Source organism: Pirellulales bacterium (genome assembly GCA_033762255.1).
Lineage (GTDB): Bacteria > Planctomycetota > Planctomycetia > Pirellulales > JALHPA01 > JANRLT01.
In genome coordinates this window covers 90,554-108,614 of record JANRLT010000007.1, presented here as the reverse complement: position 1 = coordinate 108,614, position 18,061 = coordinate 90,554, and the positions used below count along the sequence as shown (strand labels likewise).

Here is an 18,061-nt window from a genome sequence, read left to right as displayed (position 1 = left end):
ATGCGCGAGCAAGAAATCTTTGTAAACGCCTTGGCAATCAGTGAGCCTCGGGAACAGGCCGCCTTTCTGGATCAAGCTTGCGGGGAGGATCATCAGCTACGCGAACATGTGGCGGCTTTATTGGCGGCGCATCAGCAGATGGGAAGCTTTTTAGAGGGCAGGCCCGATGTAGTTCTGGGTGACACGACCGATCAATCGATAGGATTTCGCGAGGGTGAAATCATCGCTGGTCGTTATAAATTATTGGAGGCCATCGGCGAAGGTGGCATGGGGACAGTTTGGGTTGCGGAGCAGGCAAAACCCATTCGTCGTAAAGTGGCGCTCAAGCTTGTCAAACCGGGCATGGACTCTCGGCAAGTGTTAGCTAGATTTAGCGCTGAACGCCAAGCGCTCGCGCTGATGGACCACCCGAATATCGCCAAGGTCTATGACGGCGGTTTGACCGAACAGGGACGACCGTACTTTGTCATGGAGTACGTCAAGGGCGTGCCGTTAATGCAATTTTGTGACGATGCCCAGATGCCGCTCCGAGAAAGGTTGCAGCTCTTTACAGCAGTTTGCCAAGCGGTGCAACATGCCCATCAAAAAGGGATTATTCATCGAGATTTAAAACCGTCGAATATTTTAGTTTGTCTTTACGACGGCAAACCAGTAGCCAAGGTCATCGATTTTGGCTTAGCCAAGGCTATGCACCAATCCCTGACCGAACAGTCGCTGTACACGGCGCACGGTGTGATGGTGGGGACTCCCCTCTACATGAGTCCCGAGCAAGCGGAGTTTAATAATCTGGATATTGACACCCGCAGCGATATTTATTCGTTGGGAGTCATCCTCTATGAATTGCTGACCGGCACGACCCCATTGCAAAAACAGCAATTCCACAAAGCCGCGCTCAATGAGATCCTGCGTCTTATCAAGGAGGTGGAACCCGTCAAGCCGAGCACGCGGCTCAGCGGCAGTGCCAGTCTCCCCAGCATTGCGGCCCAACGGAGACTTGATCCAGGTAAATTGACTCGCTCCATCCGGGGAGATCTTGATTGGATTGTCATGAAGTCGTTGGAAAAAGAACGAAGTCGGCGTTATGAGACGGCTAACGGTCTGGCGCGGGATATAGAACGTTATCTGAATGACGAAGCGGTGGAGGCTTGCCCGCCAAGCATGCATTACAAATTTCGCAAGTTTCTGCATAGAAATAAAAAACTGGTGGGATTTGGCCTGCTGCTTTTCGCTTCGCTGGCGGTTGGGATTGTCGGCACGGCTTGGGGCTTTTATACGGCCCGATTGGAGCGCGATGAGGCAAATACCGCGCGAGAAGCAGAAACTCAGCAACGCCAACTGGCTGAACTGGCCAGCAGGAAGGCGATTAGCAGTGCCAAGCTGGCGAACGAACAAAAACTTGAAGCGATCAAGCAAAGCGCGCTCGCCGTTGAAAATTCTGCCCTTGCCCTCGCGATCAAGGATTTTCTGCAGAATGATCTATTGTTGTTAGCCGATCCGCAAACACAAGAAAGCGCGGGGTTGGCCCCCGATCCCGAGATCAAGCTCCGCGCGCTGCTTGATCGGGCGGCAAGCCGCATCGATCAACGCTTTGACAAGCAACCTCGGGTGCGCGCCGAAGTCCAGGCGGTCTTGGCAAAAGTCTATATGGAATTAGGGTTGGATCAAAAGGCTGTAGACGTCGGGGAGAAGTCCCGAATTTATTTTGAAACGACACAAACAATTGACAACGCGACTTATCGGAATCTCGTGAAATGTTTGGCGGATGCGTATCTGCATCTTAACCAGCCAAATCGTGCGATTAAGCTCATGCGGGAACTGCTGCTGCGGGAAAAATCCAACCCAGCCAGCGATCCGCGGGAAATCCTTGAAATTGAGTGGTTTCTGGCGAGTTGCGGGGGGCTGCAAACCACCGACGATCCCTATGCAAACTGGCCATTAAAGCAAACGAAAGCCGTATATGAAAAGGCAAAAACACTATTGGCGGAGGAAGATCCCTTGCGAATCAGGGCCGCCATCATTTTTGTCGAGGAACTAATCGAAAGAGAAAAGTTCGCGGAAGCCAATGACTTGCTGGAAACCATGCTACCCAGGGCAAATCGCGCGTTTAGCCCGATTAATTTCTGGCGCATCCGCGCGCTACGCAGCCAGGCAAACCTTCAATATGGCTTGGATCATAAGCCAGAGGCGATTGCCTTACTCCAGGATATACTGCGGACTTGGGAATCGATGTACGGAAAAGCGCATACTTATACCCATGAATTGAAACAGGAATTAGCGATCTATTTAGTGAATACGGGACGAAATGAAGAAGCAATTGTCTTGTTGGAGGAAATGCTGGCGGACGAAGGGAAGACACTGAAGAACCCGCAAACGGTCCGTTCGTTATTAATTATGGCCTACCTGGTAACAGGCGACTTGGAGGGACAGGAACGCATGCAACGCGCATTGGTCGCCTACTACCGCGCGGATTTCCTAAAAAATAATATTCATATGACCGTGCTGTGCCAGCATTTGGACGCACATGCGGGAACCTTGCTTGAGCTTTCACAATATGCCCAGGCTGAAACGGCAATACGGGAAATCCTGGACTTACTGCAGAGCGATCCCGCCAATAATCAATTCCTGCCGCAAAGGGAAATACACATGGTCCAATTAGGACTCTCAAGCTGCTTGATTGCCCAAGCCAAGTTTGCCGAAGCGGAACAAATTCTTGTGACACTTGACAAGGAATTCAGAGGCACAGCGCCCAGTGTCGGTAATTTCTTTGGTACCTCTCGTTTATTCAGGTCCATTGTTTTTAATACCGAGGATCTGCAATTAATAGACGAATGCACAATACAACTGGCGTCGCTGTACTGGCAATGGAACCGTCCCGACACCGCGAGTGGCTACCTGCAGAAACTTAACGCGACTCAAATTTTCAACTTCTGGCTGATCGTTAGCAGAAATTATGCCGACCGTGCCCAATATGCCGAAATGGAGAATGCGCTGCGCATGGCGCTGGTGGATGCCAAGCGGGTGAAAGCCAAGACCGAGGAAGTGATGGTATTCCAAGCCTTATTGGGAAAAAATTTGATTCTGCAGGAAAAATACCAGGAAGCACGCGAGATCCTGAAAGTATGTCAAGAATGGCGTGTGCAAAATCAACCTGAGGAGTGGACTACGTACAACGCTCATTCCCTCTTGGGGGAAGCCCTGGTGGGCGAATTAAAATATGCCGATGCCGAACCATTACTGCTAAAGGGTTATGCGGGGCTGAAGGACCGCGCGGAAAAAATCCCTGACAATCTTCGTAAAAAAACCTTGGAAGAAGCCCAGGTGCGACTTTTCAAGCTCTATTCCGCTTGGGAGATGCCAGAGAAAGCAAAACAGTGGGAAGTGCCCGTCCGCAAGAACACAAATCCCGCCAAGCCCCTTCTGGCTAGTACGGCTCCGGTGGATGCCCCGGCCAAACTCCAGTCCGAAGATCGGCAAGCGATTGAACGCTTAATCACAGAGTCCCACAACCTGATGCAGCTCAATTCCTATGCCGAGGCTGAACCATTGCTACGCCAGTGCTTGGCGATTTACAAGGCTAAGTCCCCGGATCACTGGGAAGCTTTTCATGTCCAATCGCTCTTGGGTGCCGCATTGCTGGGACAAAAAAAGTATTCCCAGGCAGAACCGCTGCTGTTGTCCGGATACCGGGGGATGCAAGAACGTGACGCTCATATTCCCGCGTTATCCAAGTCCAGGCTCACGAATGCCTTGGATCATCTTGTCACGCTTTACCAGACACTTGGCGAAGAATCAAAATATACCGAACTATTGTCGGAATTTGCCAAAACGATTCAGAGCGGGTGGGGTGTTGAAGATAAACAATCGGAACTTAAACTATATTTTTTGGTGGAAACCTATAGCGCGCAAAATAAAGATTCTCTCGCGCTAAAGGCGGTAGAGGATGCATTGAAGATCTGTCAGGTTAAATATAGCCCATTGCACCCCCAAACTTTGCGACTCAAAATGCTTCTGGGAAATGTCCTGGAAAGCGCGGGACGTTATGCAGAAGCCGAACGGATCTATCAAGAATTGATCACCCAATCCAAGTCGCCCGGCCAGAATATCGATGCTCGCGTTGGCATGGTTAGTTGTTTTCTCAGGCAAGGCAAATCCCAGGAAGCGTCCCGCCTGGCCAACGACTTGCTACGGGAGAAACTCGCGCGGAGTGATGCTGCCGATGCGCTGGAATTAACAGAGAAGTGGCGAAAATTAGAGGCCGCGGCGACGGACCAAAAGGGCGTCCCCGGACAGGAGGGATTGGAATTCGACGGGGATCTCGACTATGTCATTATTCCGAGTCTGCATTTTGACGGACAGCCACCCTGGACACTGGAAGCCATTGTCAAACCAACTTCTTACTTACCTGGAATCGATTCCTGGATCTCCCTCATTAGTGCGACGGATGCAGGCTCGATGTCGCTGGAAACCCTGGATAATCGGTGGAGTATCGCCCTTTGCACCACCAATTACCATAAGCATAGAAGGTATTGGACCGAAAATTACTCCATGGCCACCTCGCGCGGGGTATTACGACTGCGAAAGTGGCAACATGTCGCTGGCGTTTGGGATGGCAAGGAACTCCGCTTATACCTGAATGGTAAACTGCAAGAAGTTCGTAAGGATGTCAATCGCTGCACGCGGCTTTCTGGACTGTGCATGATGGTAGGCGCGGATCCTGACTCGTATTTTGGTGTGAATCTTGCTCATGGATACTTTCAAGGAACGATGCGCGCGGTGCGCATCTCGCGGGGAGTCGAATACACCGATTCCTTTACCTCTCCCGAGAATTTGCAAAAAACACCACAAACAGCGGCGCTATTCGATTTCACCGTTGATTCTGGAGACTTTGCTTTTGACCAAAGCGGCAACGGCAATCATGGCATCGTTATCGGCGCGCGATATAAGAAACCCACACCTTAAACGCGATCAAAACATTTAGATAAAGTGACAACAACTGTATTCACCAAGTTTTGTTGTTAACTTCCCTATCTGGTTGATATCTGTCCGCGCTCGCCACCCATTTGCATCCTATCGAAAAGCGGCGCTACGCCACTTGTAATCATCACCGCTTGACCCGGGCAAATTTGATCCGGCACCCGCGCGGGGGTTCGCTCGTTTTGATGACTTCCTTCCCCCCCAGCAGCGACTCCACGGCGGCGGTCACATAATTCTCCTTGGCTTGGGCTGGTTCGCTGTTGTCGTCCATCGCCCCCTGGTATGCCACCCGCCGTTCTTTATCCAGCACAAAAAACTGCGGCGTGGTCAACGCTCCGTACGCCCGCGCGACACTCTGGCTGGGATCGGCCAGAAAAGGGTACGCAAACTTGCGCGCCTGGGCGTGGGCGGTCATAGCCGCTAACGAATCAGCCTCACCTTGATTGGAATTAATCGCGATCACCCGGACGCGGGGATGATCCTGACCGGCGGGAATTTGGCCGTGGGTCTGAATCAACGCCTGAATCCGGGCTTCATAATCGGCGGCGGTCGGGCATGTCACACAGGTAAAGACCAGCACCACCACCTCGCTGGCGGCATATTCGGCCAGGGCATGTTCATGCCCGTCAATGCCGGTCAGCTTGCTCCAGTCTGGGGCGGCATCCCCAATTTTTAGCACCTCATTAAAGGCCACCGCTTGCGGCTCGACGGCTCTCGCCACAAGGGGTAAAAAGCAGGCCAAACCCCCGACCAAGATGGCCAAAAGCCGTCCGCCAAACCCCGGGCAATGATTTTGACCCCCAAACAGCGATAAATTTCCCATCATCATCATTCCCCTTGGTTTGTCATTTAAAGTAAGATTTGTTTCGTGGCAAGCGGTATGCTAAAAACCGCACTAGGCCGGAACAACTCCCCAGCCACTTTGGCGGTGTTAAAATACATAATATATCTCCCGGCACACGTCGGGCGAACCTGACTTTTCTGGTTTTTTGGCGATTTCCGCGGGATGTACTATGTTTTGGATCGCGTGGCGAATGCTCATCGGCAATCCCGGCAAATACCTGGGCATTGTGCTGGGCGTGGCTGTTTCGGCGTTTTTGATTGCCCAGCAGGCCAGCATCTTTTGCGGCCTAATGAACATGACGGCCAGCCAGATCCGGGACGTCAAAGGGGTGGATTTATGGGTTTGCGACGAAAGCATCCAGTTTGTCAGCGAGTCCCTGCCGATGACCGACACCGCGCTCAATCGCGTCCGGGGGGTCAGCGGGATTGAATGGGCGGTCAAATTTTATCGCGGAATCGCCAAGGCTCGGCTTCCCAGCGGCAAATTTCAGCAGGTGATCCTCTTGGGCCTGGATGAAAGCAGCTTTGTCGGCGCGCCGCAAACGATTCTGCGGGGGAGCCTGGCCGATTTGAATAAAACCGACGCGATCATCATGGATGACGCGGGTTATAAGCAACTGTGGCCCAATGATCCGGATTACCAGTTGGGCCGCACGATTGAGATGAACGACCGTCGGGGGGTGTTGGTCGGCATTTGCACCGCCTCTCGCACATTTGAGACATTCCCCGTCATTTATACGCGATTCAACAACGCGGTGCAGTACTCGCCGACCGAGCGGCGCACCCTTTCTTATATCCTGGCCAAGGCGGATCCGGATGTGGATATTGCCGCACTATGCCAAAAAATCAACCAGCAAACAGGCCTGGCCGCGTACACCCACGCGCAGTTTATTGACAAAACGATTTGGTATTTTATGAAGAACACCGGCATCCCGATTAACTTTGGATTTGTGGTGGTGCTGGCGTTTATCGTGGGAGCGGCGATCGCCGGGCAGACATTTTATTTGTTTACCGTGGATAATATCAAGCAGTTTGGCACGCTAAAGGCCATGGGCATGACCAACCTGCGCATCTTTTTTATGGTGATGTTTCAATCCTTGCAGGTGGGACTAATCGGCCTGGGGCTGGGCCTGGGAGGAGCCGCCCTGTTCGGCCACATGACCCGCGGCAACACCAAGCTAGCGTTTCTGATGATCTGGCCCATCCCTATTATCACGCTAGCCGCGGTGCTTTTAATCATCATCATCGCAAGTATTTTTAGCCTGTGGCGGGCACTCACCGTGGAACCGGCGATTGTCTTTAAGGGTTAACGGAGAGAGGTGGGTGGTGTGGGACGAGGGTGGCGGGGGGCGAGCCTTGGCGAGGACCCCGCTGGGGGGAAGTGGATGGTGGGTAGTGTGCAGTGGATAGTGGGTGAAAGTCAAAAGCCAAAATTCTTAACATAAAATGATGGTAATGAATTCCACATGTGTAAAAATTCCGCTTGTTTAAAATTTTAGCCAGTCCGCCGCAGCCGAGTCGTAAGTTGCTGGATCATGCTGGTGAACTCTTGCCGACGTTCGGTAAACCCCGTGATATCGCAGGGGCCTTCCCCTTGGACATAATCCAGCATGATCCGTTCGGCCGCGATAAATTCGCGGGCAACGTCAGGAATCTCCGTGGCGATTTCGGCGGGAATCCGGGTAATGCCATTGACATCTCCGTGCAATAAATCCCCCGTAGAGATCGTTAATCCACCCACGTGCACCGGCAGTCCCAGGTGTAATAGGTGGCAGTAGCCATGCGAGCAGACGGTTCCGCCGGTAAAGACGGGATAATTGAGGGCCTTTACCTGTTCGATGTCCCGTCCTGTGCCGCTGGTAATTAACCCGCTCGAGCCAAACGCGCGGTAGGCGCTGCACATCACCTCGCCAAAGGTGGCCGCGACGGATGGATCGTCCAAATCCTGAAACACCACCACCGCCGGACCCGCCAAATCCGCAAATTGTTCCAACTGCCGCTCCAGACTGGCATACGCATCGCCGGTTTGCGGCGGAGTCGCGCTGCGAAACGCGGCAGTCGCCGCATAGCCCACCATCGGCGGTAATTGCGGAAATACAGCCTGAATCCGCCGATCCACATAACCAAAATTTCGCGGCACCACTCCAAACAACTCAATCACATTACAAATTGTGGGCGTGTCAATTTGTGCCAACCGGCTAAGCAACTGGGCCATAAAAATCACCAAATAGGGGATGGGTGGGTGTTTCGGTTGTTTGGGCAAAGTTTAAAAAAGTTTGCTTGGCTGTCATCGGGGCTTTCGTGCGTCAAGCTGTTTGTCCCGTAAAAAGCTGGCCTGTGGGATCAACGGACCCTCGTCCGCGCGACGCTTATTTTGCCCCTAAAACCGTTCTTTAGCATAAAAGAAAGAGACAATTCGGCCAAATACCCCCCGAATTAATGCCACGACTTTGAAAATCTGTCTGTTATCCGTATATTATGGAAAAATCTCCGCCCATTCGCCACAACAGTAACCTCTTTTTTATCGAACCACACCATATTTATGGCCAACGAGTTTGACCCCTACCGTGAAGCGTTGGTGATCGAACAAAACACCAACTGGCCCGATGAATTTGCCGATTGGGACGCCGCTACCCGTCTGCGGGCCGAGGCCGAATTACACGCCGATCCCCAGGCCGCCCTTAACTTGACCTATGTGCGGCAGCACACCGGTTTTGCCCGTGTCATTACAGTTACCACCGCCGATCTCGAACGCTTGGGCGTACTGCAATAGTCCTTGGATCGGGGAATTTCATGCCAAATGTTTCGGTGGCCTTAGGCCCACGCAGTTATGACATTGTGATTGGCCAAAATTTGCTGGCGCATGCGGGGCAGTTTGTCCAATCGCGGTTGCGGGCCAGCCACGTGGTGGTGGTGACCGACGAGAACGTGGAGCCACTTTATGGCGAAGTGGTGCTAAAGTCGCTGGCGGGTGTGACGGAGCGTTGTGACATGGTGGGGATTCCCGCGGGAGAGACAAGCAAATCGGTCGATTGCCTGGCGGCCCTGTGGGAAAAACTGCTCGAGTTCGGAACCGATCGCAAATCGGCAATTGTCGCGCTGGGTGGCGGAGTTGTAGGCGATCTGGCTGGTTTTTTGGCGGCATCCTACGCGCGGGGGTTGGCCTTTTTGCAAATTCCGACCACGCTGCTCGCCCAGGTTGATAGCTCTGTCGGGGGCAAGACCGGGATCAATCTCTCCACGGCAAAAAATCTGGTGGGGGCGTTTTGGCAGCCGCGGGGGGTGCTAATCGACACCAACACGTTGCAATCACAGACGGCGCGGGACTTTGCCAGCGGCCTGGCGGAAGTGATCAAGTATGGCGTGATCCAGGACGCGGAGTTTTTTGAATTTCTCGAGGCGCATCCCGCGCAACTGCTGGCCCGCGACGCGGAAACACTAGGCCAGGTGGTCGCCCGCTGCTGCGAACTCAAAGCGGCCGTGGTGACGCAAGACGAGCGGGAAGAAACCGGCCTGCGGGCGATTTTAAACTATGGGCATACATTTGCCCACGCGCTCGAGGCCGTGAGCGGCTATGGCGAACTGCTGCATGGCGAGGCGGTCGCCATTGGCATGGACTGCGCCGCTCGTTTGGCGATGCGCCTCGGGCGTATCGATGCCAGTTTGGTTGAGCGTCAACGCGCGTTACTGCGGGGGGTCGGTTTACCCGTGACGGTGCCGCCGCTCGATCTTGACGCCCTTATTCAATCCATGAGCCATGACAAAAAAGTCGAGCATGGCCGATTGCGCTTTGTGCTGCCCAGCCGCTTGGGACATGTCGAACTGGTGGGGGATATTCCGCCTGAATTGGTAAGAGAAATTTTGGCGGGCGGGGATTGAGGTTTAGATTTCACAGGATTTAGCAGAGACATTATCAGAATGCCATTCCTGCGCTCTTTCTAGTTACTCTTGTTCAGCAAGAAATGATATAACTAATTAATAGACGTGTACTTCAAGCCCAACTTTTGTTAACTTTGAAATTGCTTGTCTTAATGGCTGCTTGGTTGCACAGCGGTCTCGGTGGCGGGATGTTCCAGTGGTGGGGGCAGCTCGTCATCACAGATGCCCAGGACCATTCGCAGTTCCTCCGGCGAAGCTCCCAACGGATTGGTAATCATAAACTGCAGGGCCTGCACCGCCCGCTTGAGATCGCCAGCCCGATAGTAAAAGGCCAACAGACAACCAGTCAGCAATTGACCGATGGTTAAGAGCGTCATCACCAGGACAAACCAGCAAAAGTACAGCATGGACCACAACTGGAAAAATGATCAAAAAGCCGTTACGGTCGTCCCCGCACAACTCTAGCATATCCTGGGCGGTGTGCCGTTTGATCCCCGCGTACGTATTTTGCCGGGTTTTTCGCAAGATCATCTTTCTGCCAGCAATCACCTGCCCATGATTTTGTATCTGATCCGTCATGGTGAAAGCGTCTCGAACGCCGCGGGGCGGATTCAGGGGCAACTGGATATCCCCCTCTCGGACTTGGGGCAGCGGCAAAGCGCGGCCTTGGCCCGTTATCTTTCGCAAATTCCCCTCGATGCGGTGATCAGCAGTCCGTTGCGGCGGGCGGCGGAGACGGCGGCCCCCATCGCCGCCAGCCAGGGACTTAGCGTGCGGTATGAGCCGCTCTTGCGGGAAATTCACGCCGGGGTGTTTCAGGGATTGCTGTGGAGCGAAATTTCCGAGCGATATCCCGACTATGCTGCTCCGTGGCTGGGGCAGGAGCCGGACTTTATCATTCCCGGGGGCGAATCCCGACGGCAGTTGCAAACTCGAGGGATGGCGGGTCTGGCCGCGGTGCGGGCATTAGGTCTGCGGACAGTGGCGATTGTCGCGCATGGAGGGGTCTTATCCGCCGCGCTCAAAGGATACTTGGAAATTCCTTGCCAGCGACGTTGCATTAGCCTGTGCAATGCCTCTATCAGCAAAGTTCGCTGGGAAGAAGAATTTCAGTTAGTGACGCTGAATCAACTGGAGCATCTGCGCGCCGAAGGGCTGGATCGGGAAGATAACACGGGCAACCTGTAAGTGGCGACAAGAAAGGCAAAGACGGATTAGCCGCAAGAACAACAAGAAAGGCAAAAAGGGGGATAACGTAAATCGTTCTTGTTTATCTTCTTGCTCTTATTGTATTTCTTGCGGCTACGCTGAATTTTTTTGTCGCCGCGATAGCCAATTGTAGCGGGCGAGGGTTTGTAGTTCATCAGTGGAGAATAGCCATTGGGGCCGTGATATCGCCATCCCCGCGATTCCCGCCAGCAGAGCCAACGTCGGCCATAATCCCAGCAGCAAGATGCCCGGCAAGACCGAAATCGCCACGGTTTGCCCATCCAGGCGCATCCCCAGCCAGACGCACAGGCCGTACAACACGCCCAGCATGGCCAGGCTGGCCACGGCGGTGGCCAGCATTCCCCCGGCCAATCCCCCCTGGGGGAGCCAAAGCCAATTCAGCAGCACATTCACCACCAACCCCAGCGCCAGGGCCAGACAACCCCAGCGGGCTTTCTCGGCGCACCATAAATACATTTGCGCGATCACGGCGGCCGCGCTCCAGGCGCAATTCGCCAGGGCCAAATGTAAAATCCGTTCTCCTTCGGGATACTTGCCCCGCAAGGCATATTCAAAGACCCCATGTCCGACAAAGAGCACGCCGGCGGCGGCGGCGACATTCAAAAAGGTGAGCAGTTTGAGTGACAAATTGAGCGTGTCCGAGACCGCCCCCCGGCGACCCGCCTCCCAATCTCGCGACAAATAGGGTAACAAAATCCCGCCGAACATGCTGGCCAGGGTAATGATCAAGCCGGGAACAAGTTGCGCCGCATGGTAATTTCCCACCAAAGCGTCATATTCCGCCAATCCCGAGTGATGCACGATCATGTAGCGACCGGCGCTCTCATAGCTGTTGGTTAACAAATTTGTCAGCCAGATCCAACCGGCAAAGGGGAGCAATTTGGCCCACATTTCGCCATGGCCCAACTGGCCGTGATCCGCTGGAAGTTCCCGCCAGTAATGGCGCAGATACCAGCCACCGCCGATCACCAACAGCAAACAGGAGCCCGCATACGCGACGATGAGCGCCGCGGCATCCGTCCGCCAGCCCCACAATAATCCGATGCTCAGCGCCGCAAAACCAATTGAGGTCAAAAACTGCAAAATGGCATTGACCCGCACCAGCCGCAGGGCGACAAGCGCCTCGCTCAGATAGTTAAACGCGATCACCGCCAATAAACAGGTCGCCGACAAGACTAGCAACCCTTCTTGGGCGGGGCTGCCAAAGACCTGCTCGGCAAAAAACCCCGGCGCGGCCAAGAGCGCCCCCCAGGCCAGCAAACTCAGCCCCCCGCACGCCACCGCCGTGCGAAATAGCACCGTCCGTAGAACCCCCCGTTGACGATAATGTTCCAGGTAGCGGCCAAAGGTTCCCGGCACGCCCAGGACAATCAGCGGTGCCGCCAAAAAGAAAAAGCGATTGGCCAGATCCCACGTTCCCAAAAGCGCGGGGGTTAACCACAAGCAGACTAAAAGTCCCCGCGCCAGTCCCACGACCCGCTGTGCGATCGACATGACCAGCAGGATCACCACGGATTGGGCGAGGGTGGATTCTCCCGTGGATGGCGTTGGTACGGAATATGAAGCGTCGACTTCCACCAGGGCCGCGGTTTGTTCCAATTCGGCATCGCAGGCCGCATATTCCAGGGGCAAAGCTGGCATATCCCATCCCCCCTGTGTTTCCTCCACGGGGGAAAGAGCGCAGGGAAAGTCTTCCAGCTCCGCTGAGGAGCCTAGGTCTGCGTTAACGGGGGTAAGCAATGTGCCGCGACTCATGGACGATGCTGCAACGTTTGCAAAGTTCAACTGGGGAAGGGAATGAGTCAGGGGGGCTAAGCCCGCGCGATGCTAGTCTTTAAGTTGATGAATCGGCTCGTTGGCCCGCAAGGATGAAAGACCGTTGGCCTGTTCTCGCTCCCTTGCTAACGCTGCGGGCTGAATTATGGTGGGGTGAATGTTGGTCCCTTGCTGACGCTGCGGGCTGAAAACGCTGCGGGTAAAAATAGGCCGGGGTGAATATCAGGTGGCGGCGATTTGGCAGCTGTCCGTCAACTCCCGCTCCCCCGGAGAGGCAGAAACTGGTTGGTTCGTGGGTAATTCGTAATGACAAGGAACGGGATTACCCAGTTTGCGCGGGTCCAGCGTCGCCCAATTGCGCAGCACCAGCATGTCATCGGCATGAATCCGGCGGATATGAAAAGCGTCATCCCCGGGATAGTTGTAGTCGCCATAGGCCGAGGTCACGCCGTCATAGCCATGCTCCCGCGCCATCTGGAACGCCGCGCTGGTCATGTTTTTTTGCAAGCCATAGGGAAAGGCAAAATACCGCACGCGCTGACCGAGGATCTGCTCCAACTCTTGTCCGCTGGCGCACACTTCCTCCCGAATCAGCCGGGGATCGTGAATTTTGCCCATATCGGCGTGGGTGCGGGTGTGGGCGCCGATTTCGATTCCCCCCGCGGCCATGTGGCGGATTTGTTCCACGGTATTGGGGGGGAGGCGAAATCCGCGGGCAATATCATGTGGAAAAGGCTGCTGCTCTAAAATGTAATGCGTGCAGACAAAATAGGTGCAGGGAATTTGCTCTTCGATCAGCAGCGGCAGGGCGTGGTCGCAGTTTTCGGCGTAACCATCGTCAAAGGTGATGCAGGCGGCGGGGCGGTCATTTAACCCCGCGCGGATTCGCCGTTGAACCTCCGCCAGCGAGATTAATTCAAAGTTGTCCCGCAGCCAGTGAATTTGCCGGGCAAATTCCTCGTTGGTATGGCTCCAGGGAACGCAGCGATCGTGCGCGATCCGATGATAAAAAAAGACCAAAATCGGCGCGCGTCCCGCCGCGTACAGCCGGGCGTTATTCCACAGCCGGTACGGCAGCGTGCCGCCATAATACAAACCCAACAACACCTTGCGCAGACTTGCGGGCAATTTCATAGCAGATCCTCAATTTGTAAGTGTCGGGGGAGGCTCGGATGCCGCGGGGGGGACGGGGCGCAGGCACGATTTGGCCCAATGGCGAAACCGTTCCCCCGCCACGCGGACCGCGTTGCGCAACTGGGAAAGCGGATTACGCGCGGCAATCCGCCGTTGGGCCAGCGGAATAGGTCGCGCCCCCCAGGAAGCCTTGTAGGCCTCGTTGCCCCGTAAAAAATCAAAAAATTTCAGTTTCGACTCAATCGCCAGCCGTAGCGACGACATCAGGCATAACCAGCCCGGCTTGTCATGGCCTAACTTGGGCTGCATGCCGCTTTGGTAGTAATATTGGCCGTCATCACCCAGCAAACTGTATTCAGCGGCGGCGGGCTGGCCATCTAGCGTGACATAATGCAGGCGCAGCCTTCCCGTGGCGGCCATCCGCTGCATGACCTCGCGGTGAAATCGTAAAAACGCGGGATCGGCGAAACAGCCGGCGTCACCCAGTTCCGCGCGTCGGGCCTGGTGCAATTCGACCAAAATGTTCAGGTATTCATCGATTTGCGCGGGGGATTCCAGGACATGATGCACCGCGCGGCCCGATTTAAAGTAACGTCGCTCCAAATAGCGGACTTTTTCGCGGCGTGATTTCGAGATGCATTCCCGCAAGTAAGCTTCCCAGGTGTCGGGAAGTTCGATCCGCCAGCTATTTTCTAGCTCTTTGCGTTGGAAAGTGGCTCCCTGGGATTCCAGGATCTGGCTTAATTCACAAAGGGCCGAGTCATCCGCCGTTTTGCCCCGCCAGTCCAACAAGTCCCAGCGGTCGCTCCCCTCGGCCAGCAGCCAATGTGCCACTGTCCGACCCACGGCGGGGCCATCCTGGGGGAGTGCCAGCAGGGACTGGTAATCGGTGCAAATTTCGTTATCGCCTAAAAACCGCAGAACTTTGCCGCTGGCCAGGGAGCGGGATTGGTACCAGGGAATAATGCCCCGCACTTGGCGGTCGGTATCATGGGCCACCAAGACACACAGGCGGTCGCGCGTGGTGCGATAATGCCGCCACCACGGTTCGTACCAGTCCCAATCATGCAGCGGCATCCCCGCGGCCAGGCGGCGCCAATCGGCGGCCAGCGCGCTGGGTAGCTCTGGTGTGTCCACGACCGTCAGCGATAAGTTTTGTTGTGTCTGAACCATGAATTCCTGCGACTATGTCCTCTCTGCTTCTCACTACCCACTACCCACTACCCACTACCCGCCTCCTACTACCCACTAAATTGCGTGGTGTCGGTGGTGGCCAGCACCCAATCTTGCCAGCTTTGCTTGAGCCAGCGTTTGACCGAATGCCGCGTGCTTTGCCAACGATAGCGCCACTTGGAAACCAGGCGATTGGGCACGATTCGCAGGGTGACAAGCGGGCGCGGTTCGGCCCGCCAATGGGCCTTGTACGGTTCATCGCCGCGTAAGAGGTCGTAGTAGGCCTCTTCGCGGGAAATCGCCCCTTGAATCGCGGCAATGCCGACCATGCGACCTGGTTCGTGTTCCAGATAGTCAGGGTGAATCCCCGCCTGATAGGCAAACATCCCCGCCGCGCCGCGAAACTGATATTCCGCCGCGATGGGCGTTCCCGCGTAATCCAGGATCAAGAGTTCCAATCGCCCGGCGGCTAGCAACCGTTGCGCCTGCTCCAGGTGAAAATCCGCAAATCGCCGCGATTCAAAGCAGCCTGCTTGCCCCTGCAACTGCCAACGCCGCCGATGCAGATCCACTAATGTTGCCCAATTTTTGTCAAAGTCCGCCGACGTGGCGGTGCGGCGTAATTGATAGTCGGGGTTGTCTTTTAGCAGTCTGTCGACGCGGCGGACGTTTTTACGGTGTGATTTGGACAGGCGTTCCACATACTCTTCCCAGGTTTGCGGCAAGGGAATCCGCCAGCCACTCATCAGGTGGACCGTCTCCACCCAATGCCCCCGGTCCAGCATAAAGACCGCCAGCCCCCGCGTGGCTAGTTCGGACTCTAGCACCCCCGTTAATTCCAGCAGGTCCCACGTCATACCGTCATTTTGGGTTCCCACAGCGCAGCCATGCAGCCAATCGGCAATAGCTTCGTCCACCGCGCGGGCTTGTGGGGGCCGTGACAAGATCGACAGATAATCGCCGCAGACCTCTCCGGAGCCTAAAAAGCGGATCACGTTGCCATAGGCGACTGTCCGTTGGAGATACCAAGGGGCCACCCCCAGCAGTTGGTCACCCTCCCACACGGCCAAGAGTAGCAATTCATGCCCGGAGCGTAGGCGACCCGCTTCGTGGCCATAGTGCCGCCACCAGCTTTCCAGCCATTCCCATTCCAAAAATGGCAATCCCGCCGCCAACTGATTCCAGCAGTCGCGGTGGGCAGCTAATTCGGCAAAGTTATTGTGTGGTGTGACGCGTAATGCGGTCATCCCCGATCTCCCCGACAAAATATCAATTGGATTCTGATTGCATGTGTTCTCAGCCCGCAGCGTCAGCCAGGGGCGCCCTAGCCCGCCGCGCTCCCCAGGGACCTACCTCGCGGTCACATGCCAAGTCGCGCAAAGTCTAGCTTGAAAAACGCCAGCGATTGACCACGTTTTTAACCGAACTCCACTGCCTGGGACCCACAAGCAGTCGCTGGAACAGTACAGTCCGCAAAATCGTATTAATCCGCGGAATCCCCTCTTTTCTTGGGCAAAGTCACGCTCAGATATGTCCTATGTTTGTGCGGGGAGCAAATGCCATAGAATGCCAACGGGCAGGGAGTGTTGTGGAGTTTTTGCTGTTAGTCGCGGTGCTGGCGGGAATTGTCTGGCTGGGGGTGTTTACCCTGCGGGGACCAATTTTGTGGGGCTGCGCGCTGTTTTTATTCGCCACGTGTGTCCTGGGACACGAATTTTTTAATGTCAACATTGGCACGCAAATCACCATCGATCGCGCCTGGATGCTGGTTCTGTGCTTGATCGCGGTCATCCAGCGTTGCCTGGGCTTGCACGAACCAAAACCCTGGGGCAAGGTCGAATGGACGCTGGCGGCGTTTCTATGCCTGTTGACCCTGCATGTGGCGATGCTGGAAGATAGCTTTACCCGGGGAAAACTCTCTGGCGCGGCGTATTGGCATTTGGTGATCGGCTATCTCTTTCCCGTGGCGCTCTACTTTATCGCCCGGCAGTCGGCCTTGACCGAACAACGGGTGCTGGCCTTGCACGGGTTTTTGATCGCCTTTGGGCTTTACTTGGGCGTCACCGGTTGCCTGGAAATGTCCAAACAATGGTGGGCAGTTTGGCCGCGGTACATCGCCGATGAAAAGGTGGGCCTGCACTTTGGCCGGGCGCGCGGGCCGATGGTGCAGTCCGTCAGCTATGGTTTTTACATGAGTGTGTGCGCCTGTGCCGCGTTTCTGGCCGCGTATCGCTGGCCTATCAAAGGGAAACTGCTGGCCTGGCCGCTGGGCATCTTAATGCTGGGGGGGGCGGGTCTGACCTTGACCCGTAGCGTGTGGATGGGAACCGCGGCGGTCGTTGCGCTGCTGACGGGATTTTGTCTGAGAGACCCCTGGCGCAAAATCGTCCTGGCGGGAGGAGCGGCCGCCGCGCTCTTGATCGTGGCCACCAGCCTGGAAAGTATTACCGGCTTTCAACGCGAAGGCTCCGTCGAGGACACCCGCAGCTCCGCCGAATGCCGGGCGCAATTTGCTTATGTCTCGTGGCTAATGTTTCAGGATAAACCGCTGTTTGGGTTTGGCTTTGGCAATTTTCCCGAAGAAAAAATGCCCTATCTGGACCTCCGCAATGTCGACATGAACATGGAACTGATCCGCCCCCTGATTCATCACAACACCTATCTGGATCTGCTGGTCGAGTTGGGGTTAATCGGCTTAGCGTTGTATTTGGCCGTCTTGCTGGGTTGGGCGTGGATGGGCTGGAAACTGGCCACCGGAGCCCGCCAGCCGACCTGGGTCAAATGCCACGGTGTGCTCTTTTTGGGAGCGCTGGCCAGTTATATGATCCAAATGCTATTTCACGAGGTTACCTTTACCAGCCATGACAACGCGCTGCTGTTCACGCTGGCGGGTGTGGCTAGCGGTTTATACGCCCGACCCCCCCAACCAGAGCTGCGCCTGGATCGCGAGCGGACCAGTACGAACCACGAGTGGTGGCTAGCGCATTCCGGCAACCCGGCGGCGGCAACCTTATCCTCCGCTCCATTTTCCCGCAGTATCCCCAATTCTTAA

The 18,061-nt window shown here is 55.4% G+C and carries 13 protein-coding genes; 6 read left to right on the top strand and 7 right to left on the bottom strand.

Features of this window, described 5'->3' with window-relative positions:
• Complete coding sequence (locus SFX18_01590) at positions 1 to 4,959, top strand: protein kinase (GenBank protein ID MDX1961813.1); 4,959 nt, start codon at positions 1 to 3, stop codon at positions 4,957 to 4,959.
• 142 nt (positions 4,960 to 5,101) lie between these two features.
• Here the strand turns inward: SFX18_01590 and SFX18_01585 are convergent, their stop codons facing one another.
• Positions 5,102 to 5,800 carry a thioredoxin family protein gene (locus SFX18_01585; GenBank protein MDX1961812.1) on the bottom strand — a complete coding sequence of 233 codons (699 nt, stop codon included), beginning with the start codon at positions 5,798 to 5,800 and terminating at the stop codon, positions 5,102 to 5,104.
• A gap of 187 nt (positions 5,801 to 5,987) precedes the next feature.
• Here SFX18_01585 and SFX18_01580 point away from each other — a divergent pair, with 187 nt between their 5' ends.
• Positions 5,988 to 7,127 (top strand): ABC transporter permease, encoded by a 1,140-nt coding sequence (locus SFX18_01580; GenBank protein MDX1961811.1) that lies wholly within the window; start codon positions 5,988 to 5,990, stop codon positions 7,125 to 7,127.
• 185 nt (positions 7,128 to 7,312) lie between these two features.
• On the opposite strand, the gene SFX18_01575 is transcribed toward SFX18_01580, so the two are convergent.
• Complete coding sequence (locus tag SFX18_01575) at positions 7,313 to 8,032, bottom strand: RraA family protein (GenBank protein ID MDX1961810.1); 720 nt, start codon at positions 8,030 to 8,032, stop codon at positions 7,313 to 7,315.
• A 327-nt stretch (positions 8,033 to 8,359) separates the two neighbouring features.
• On the opposite strand from SFX18_01575, the gene SFX18_01570 reads away from it, so the two are divergent.
• Positions 8,360 to 8,590, top strand: a complete 231-nt coding sequence (locus SFX18_01570; protein ID MDX1961809.1) for a hypothetical protein — start codon at positions 8,360 to 8,362, stop codon at positions 8,588 to 8,590.
• A gap of 20 nt (positions 8,591 to 8,610) precedes the next feature.
• A complete protein-coding gene (gene aroB, locus SFX18_01565) occupies positions 8,611 to 9,696 on the top strand; it encodes a 3-dehydroquinate synthase (GenBank protein MDX1961808.1) in 1,086 nt (361 codons plus the stop codon).
• A 149-nt stretch (positions 9,697 to 9,845) separates the two neighbouring features.
• On the opposite strand, the gene SFX18_01560 is transcribed toward aroB, so the two are convergent.
• A complete protein-coding gene (locus tag SFX18_01560) occupies positions 9,846 to 10,103 on the bottom strand; it encodes a hypothetical protein (GenBank protein ID MDX1961807.1) in 258 nt (85 codons plus the stop codon).
• A 148-nt stretch (positions 10,104 to 10,251) separates the two neighbouring features.
• On the opposite strand from SFX18_01560, the gene SFX18_01555 reads away from it, so the two are divergent.
• Positions 10,252 to 10,884, top strand: coding sequence for a histidine phosphatase family protein (locus SFX18_01555; GenBank protein ID MDX1961806.1), 633 nt, complete (start codon positions 10,252 to 10,254; stop codon positions 10,882 to 10,884).
• A gap of 114 nt (positions 10,885 to 10,998) precedes the next feature.
• Here the strand turns inward: SFX18_01555 and SFX18_01550 are convergent, their stop codons facing one another.
• The 4 genes from SFX18_01550 to SFX18_01535 form a co-directional block, all read right to left on the bottom strand.
• On the bottom strand, positions 10,999 to 12,681 hold the full coding sequence (locus tag SFX18_01550) for a lipopolysaccharide biosynthesis protein (protein ID MDX1961805.1): 1,683 nt from the start codon (positions 12,679 to 12,681) through the stop codon (positions 10,999 to 11,001).
• 243 nt (positions 12,682 to 12,924) lie between these two features.
• Positions 12,925 to 13,836 carry a polysaccharide deacetylase family protein gene (locus SFX18_01545; GenBank protein MDX1961804.1) on the bottom strand — a complete coding sequence of 304 codons (912 nt, stop codon included), beginning with the start codon at positions 13,834 to 13,836 and terminating at the stop codon, positions 12,925 to 12,927.
• A gap of 9 nt (positions 13,837 to 13,845) precedes the next feature.
• On the bottom strand, positions 13,846 to 15,009 hold the full coding sequence (locus SFX18_01540) for a GNAT family N-acetyltransferase (protein MDX1961803.1): 1,164 nt from the start codon (positions 15,007 to 15,009) through the stop codon (positions 13,846 to 13,848).
• Between the two features lie 68 nt (positions 15,010 to 15,077).
• The gene (locus SFX18_01535) at positions 15,078 to 16,256 is read right to left on the bottom strand and encodes a GNAT family N-acetyltransferase (protein MDX1961802.1); all 1,179 of its coding nucleotides are present in this window, start codon (positions 16,254 to 16,256) and stop codon (positions 15,078 to 15,080) included.
• Positions 16,257 to 16,597: 341 nt separating this feature from the next.
• Between SFX18_01535 and SFX18_01530 the strand changes: the two genes are divergently transcribed.
• Positions 16,598 to 18,061: an O-antigen ligase family protein gene (locus tag SFX18_01530; GenBank protein ID MDX1961801.1), complete on the top strand. Its 1,464-nt coding sequence runs from the start codon at positions 16,598 to 16,600 to the stop codon at positions 18,059 to 18,061.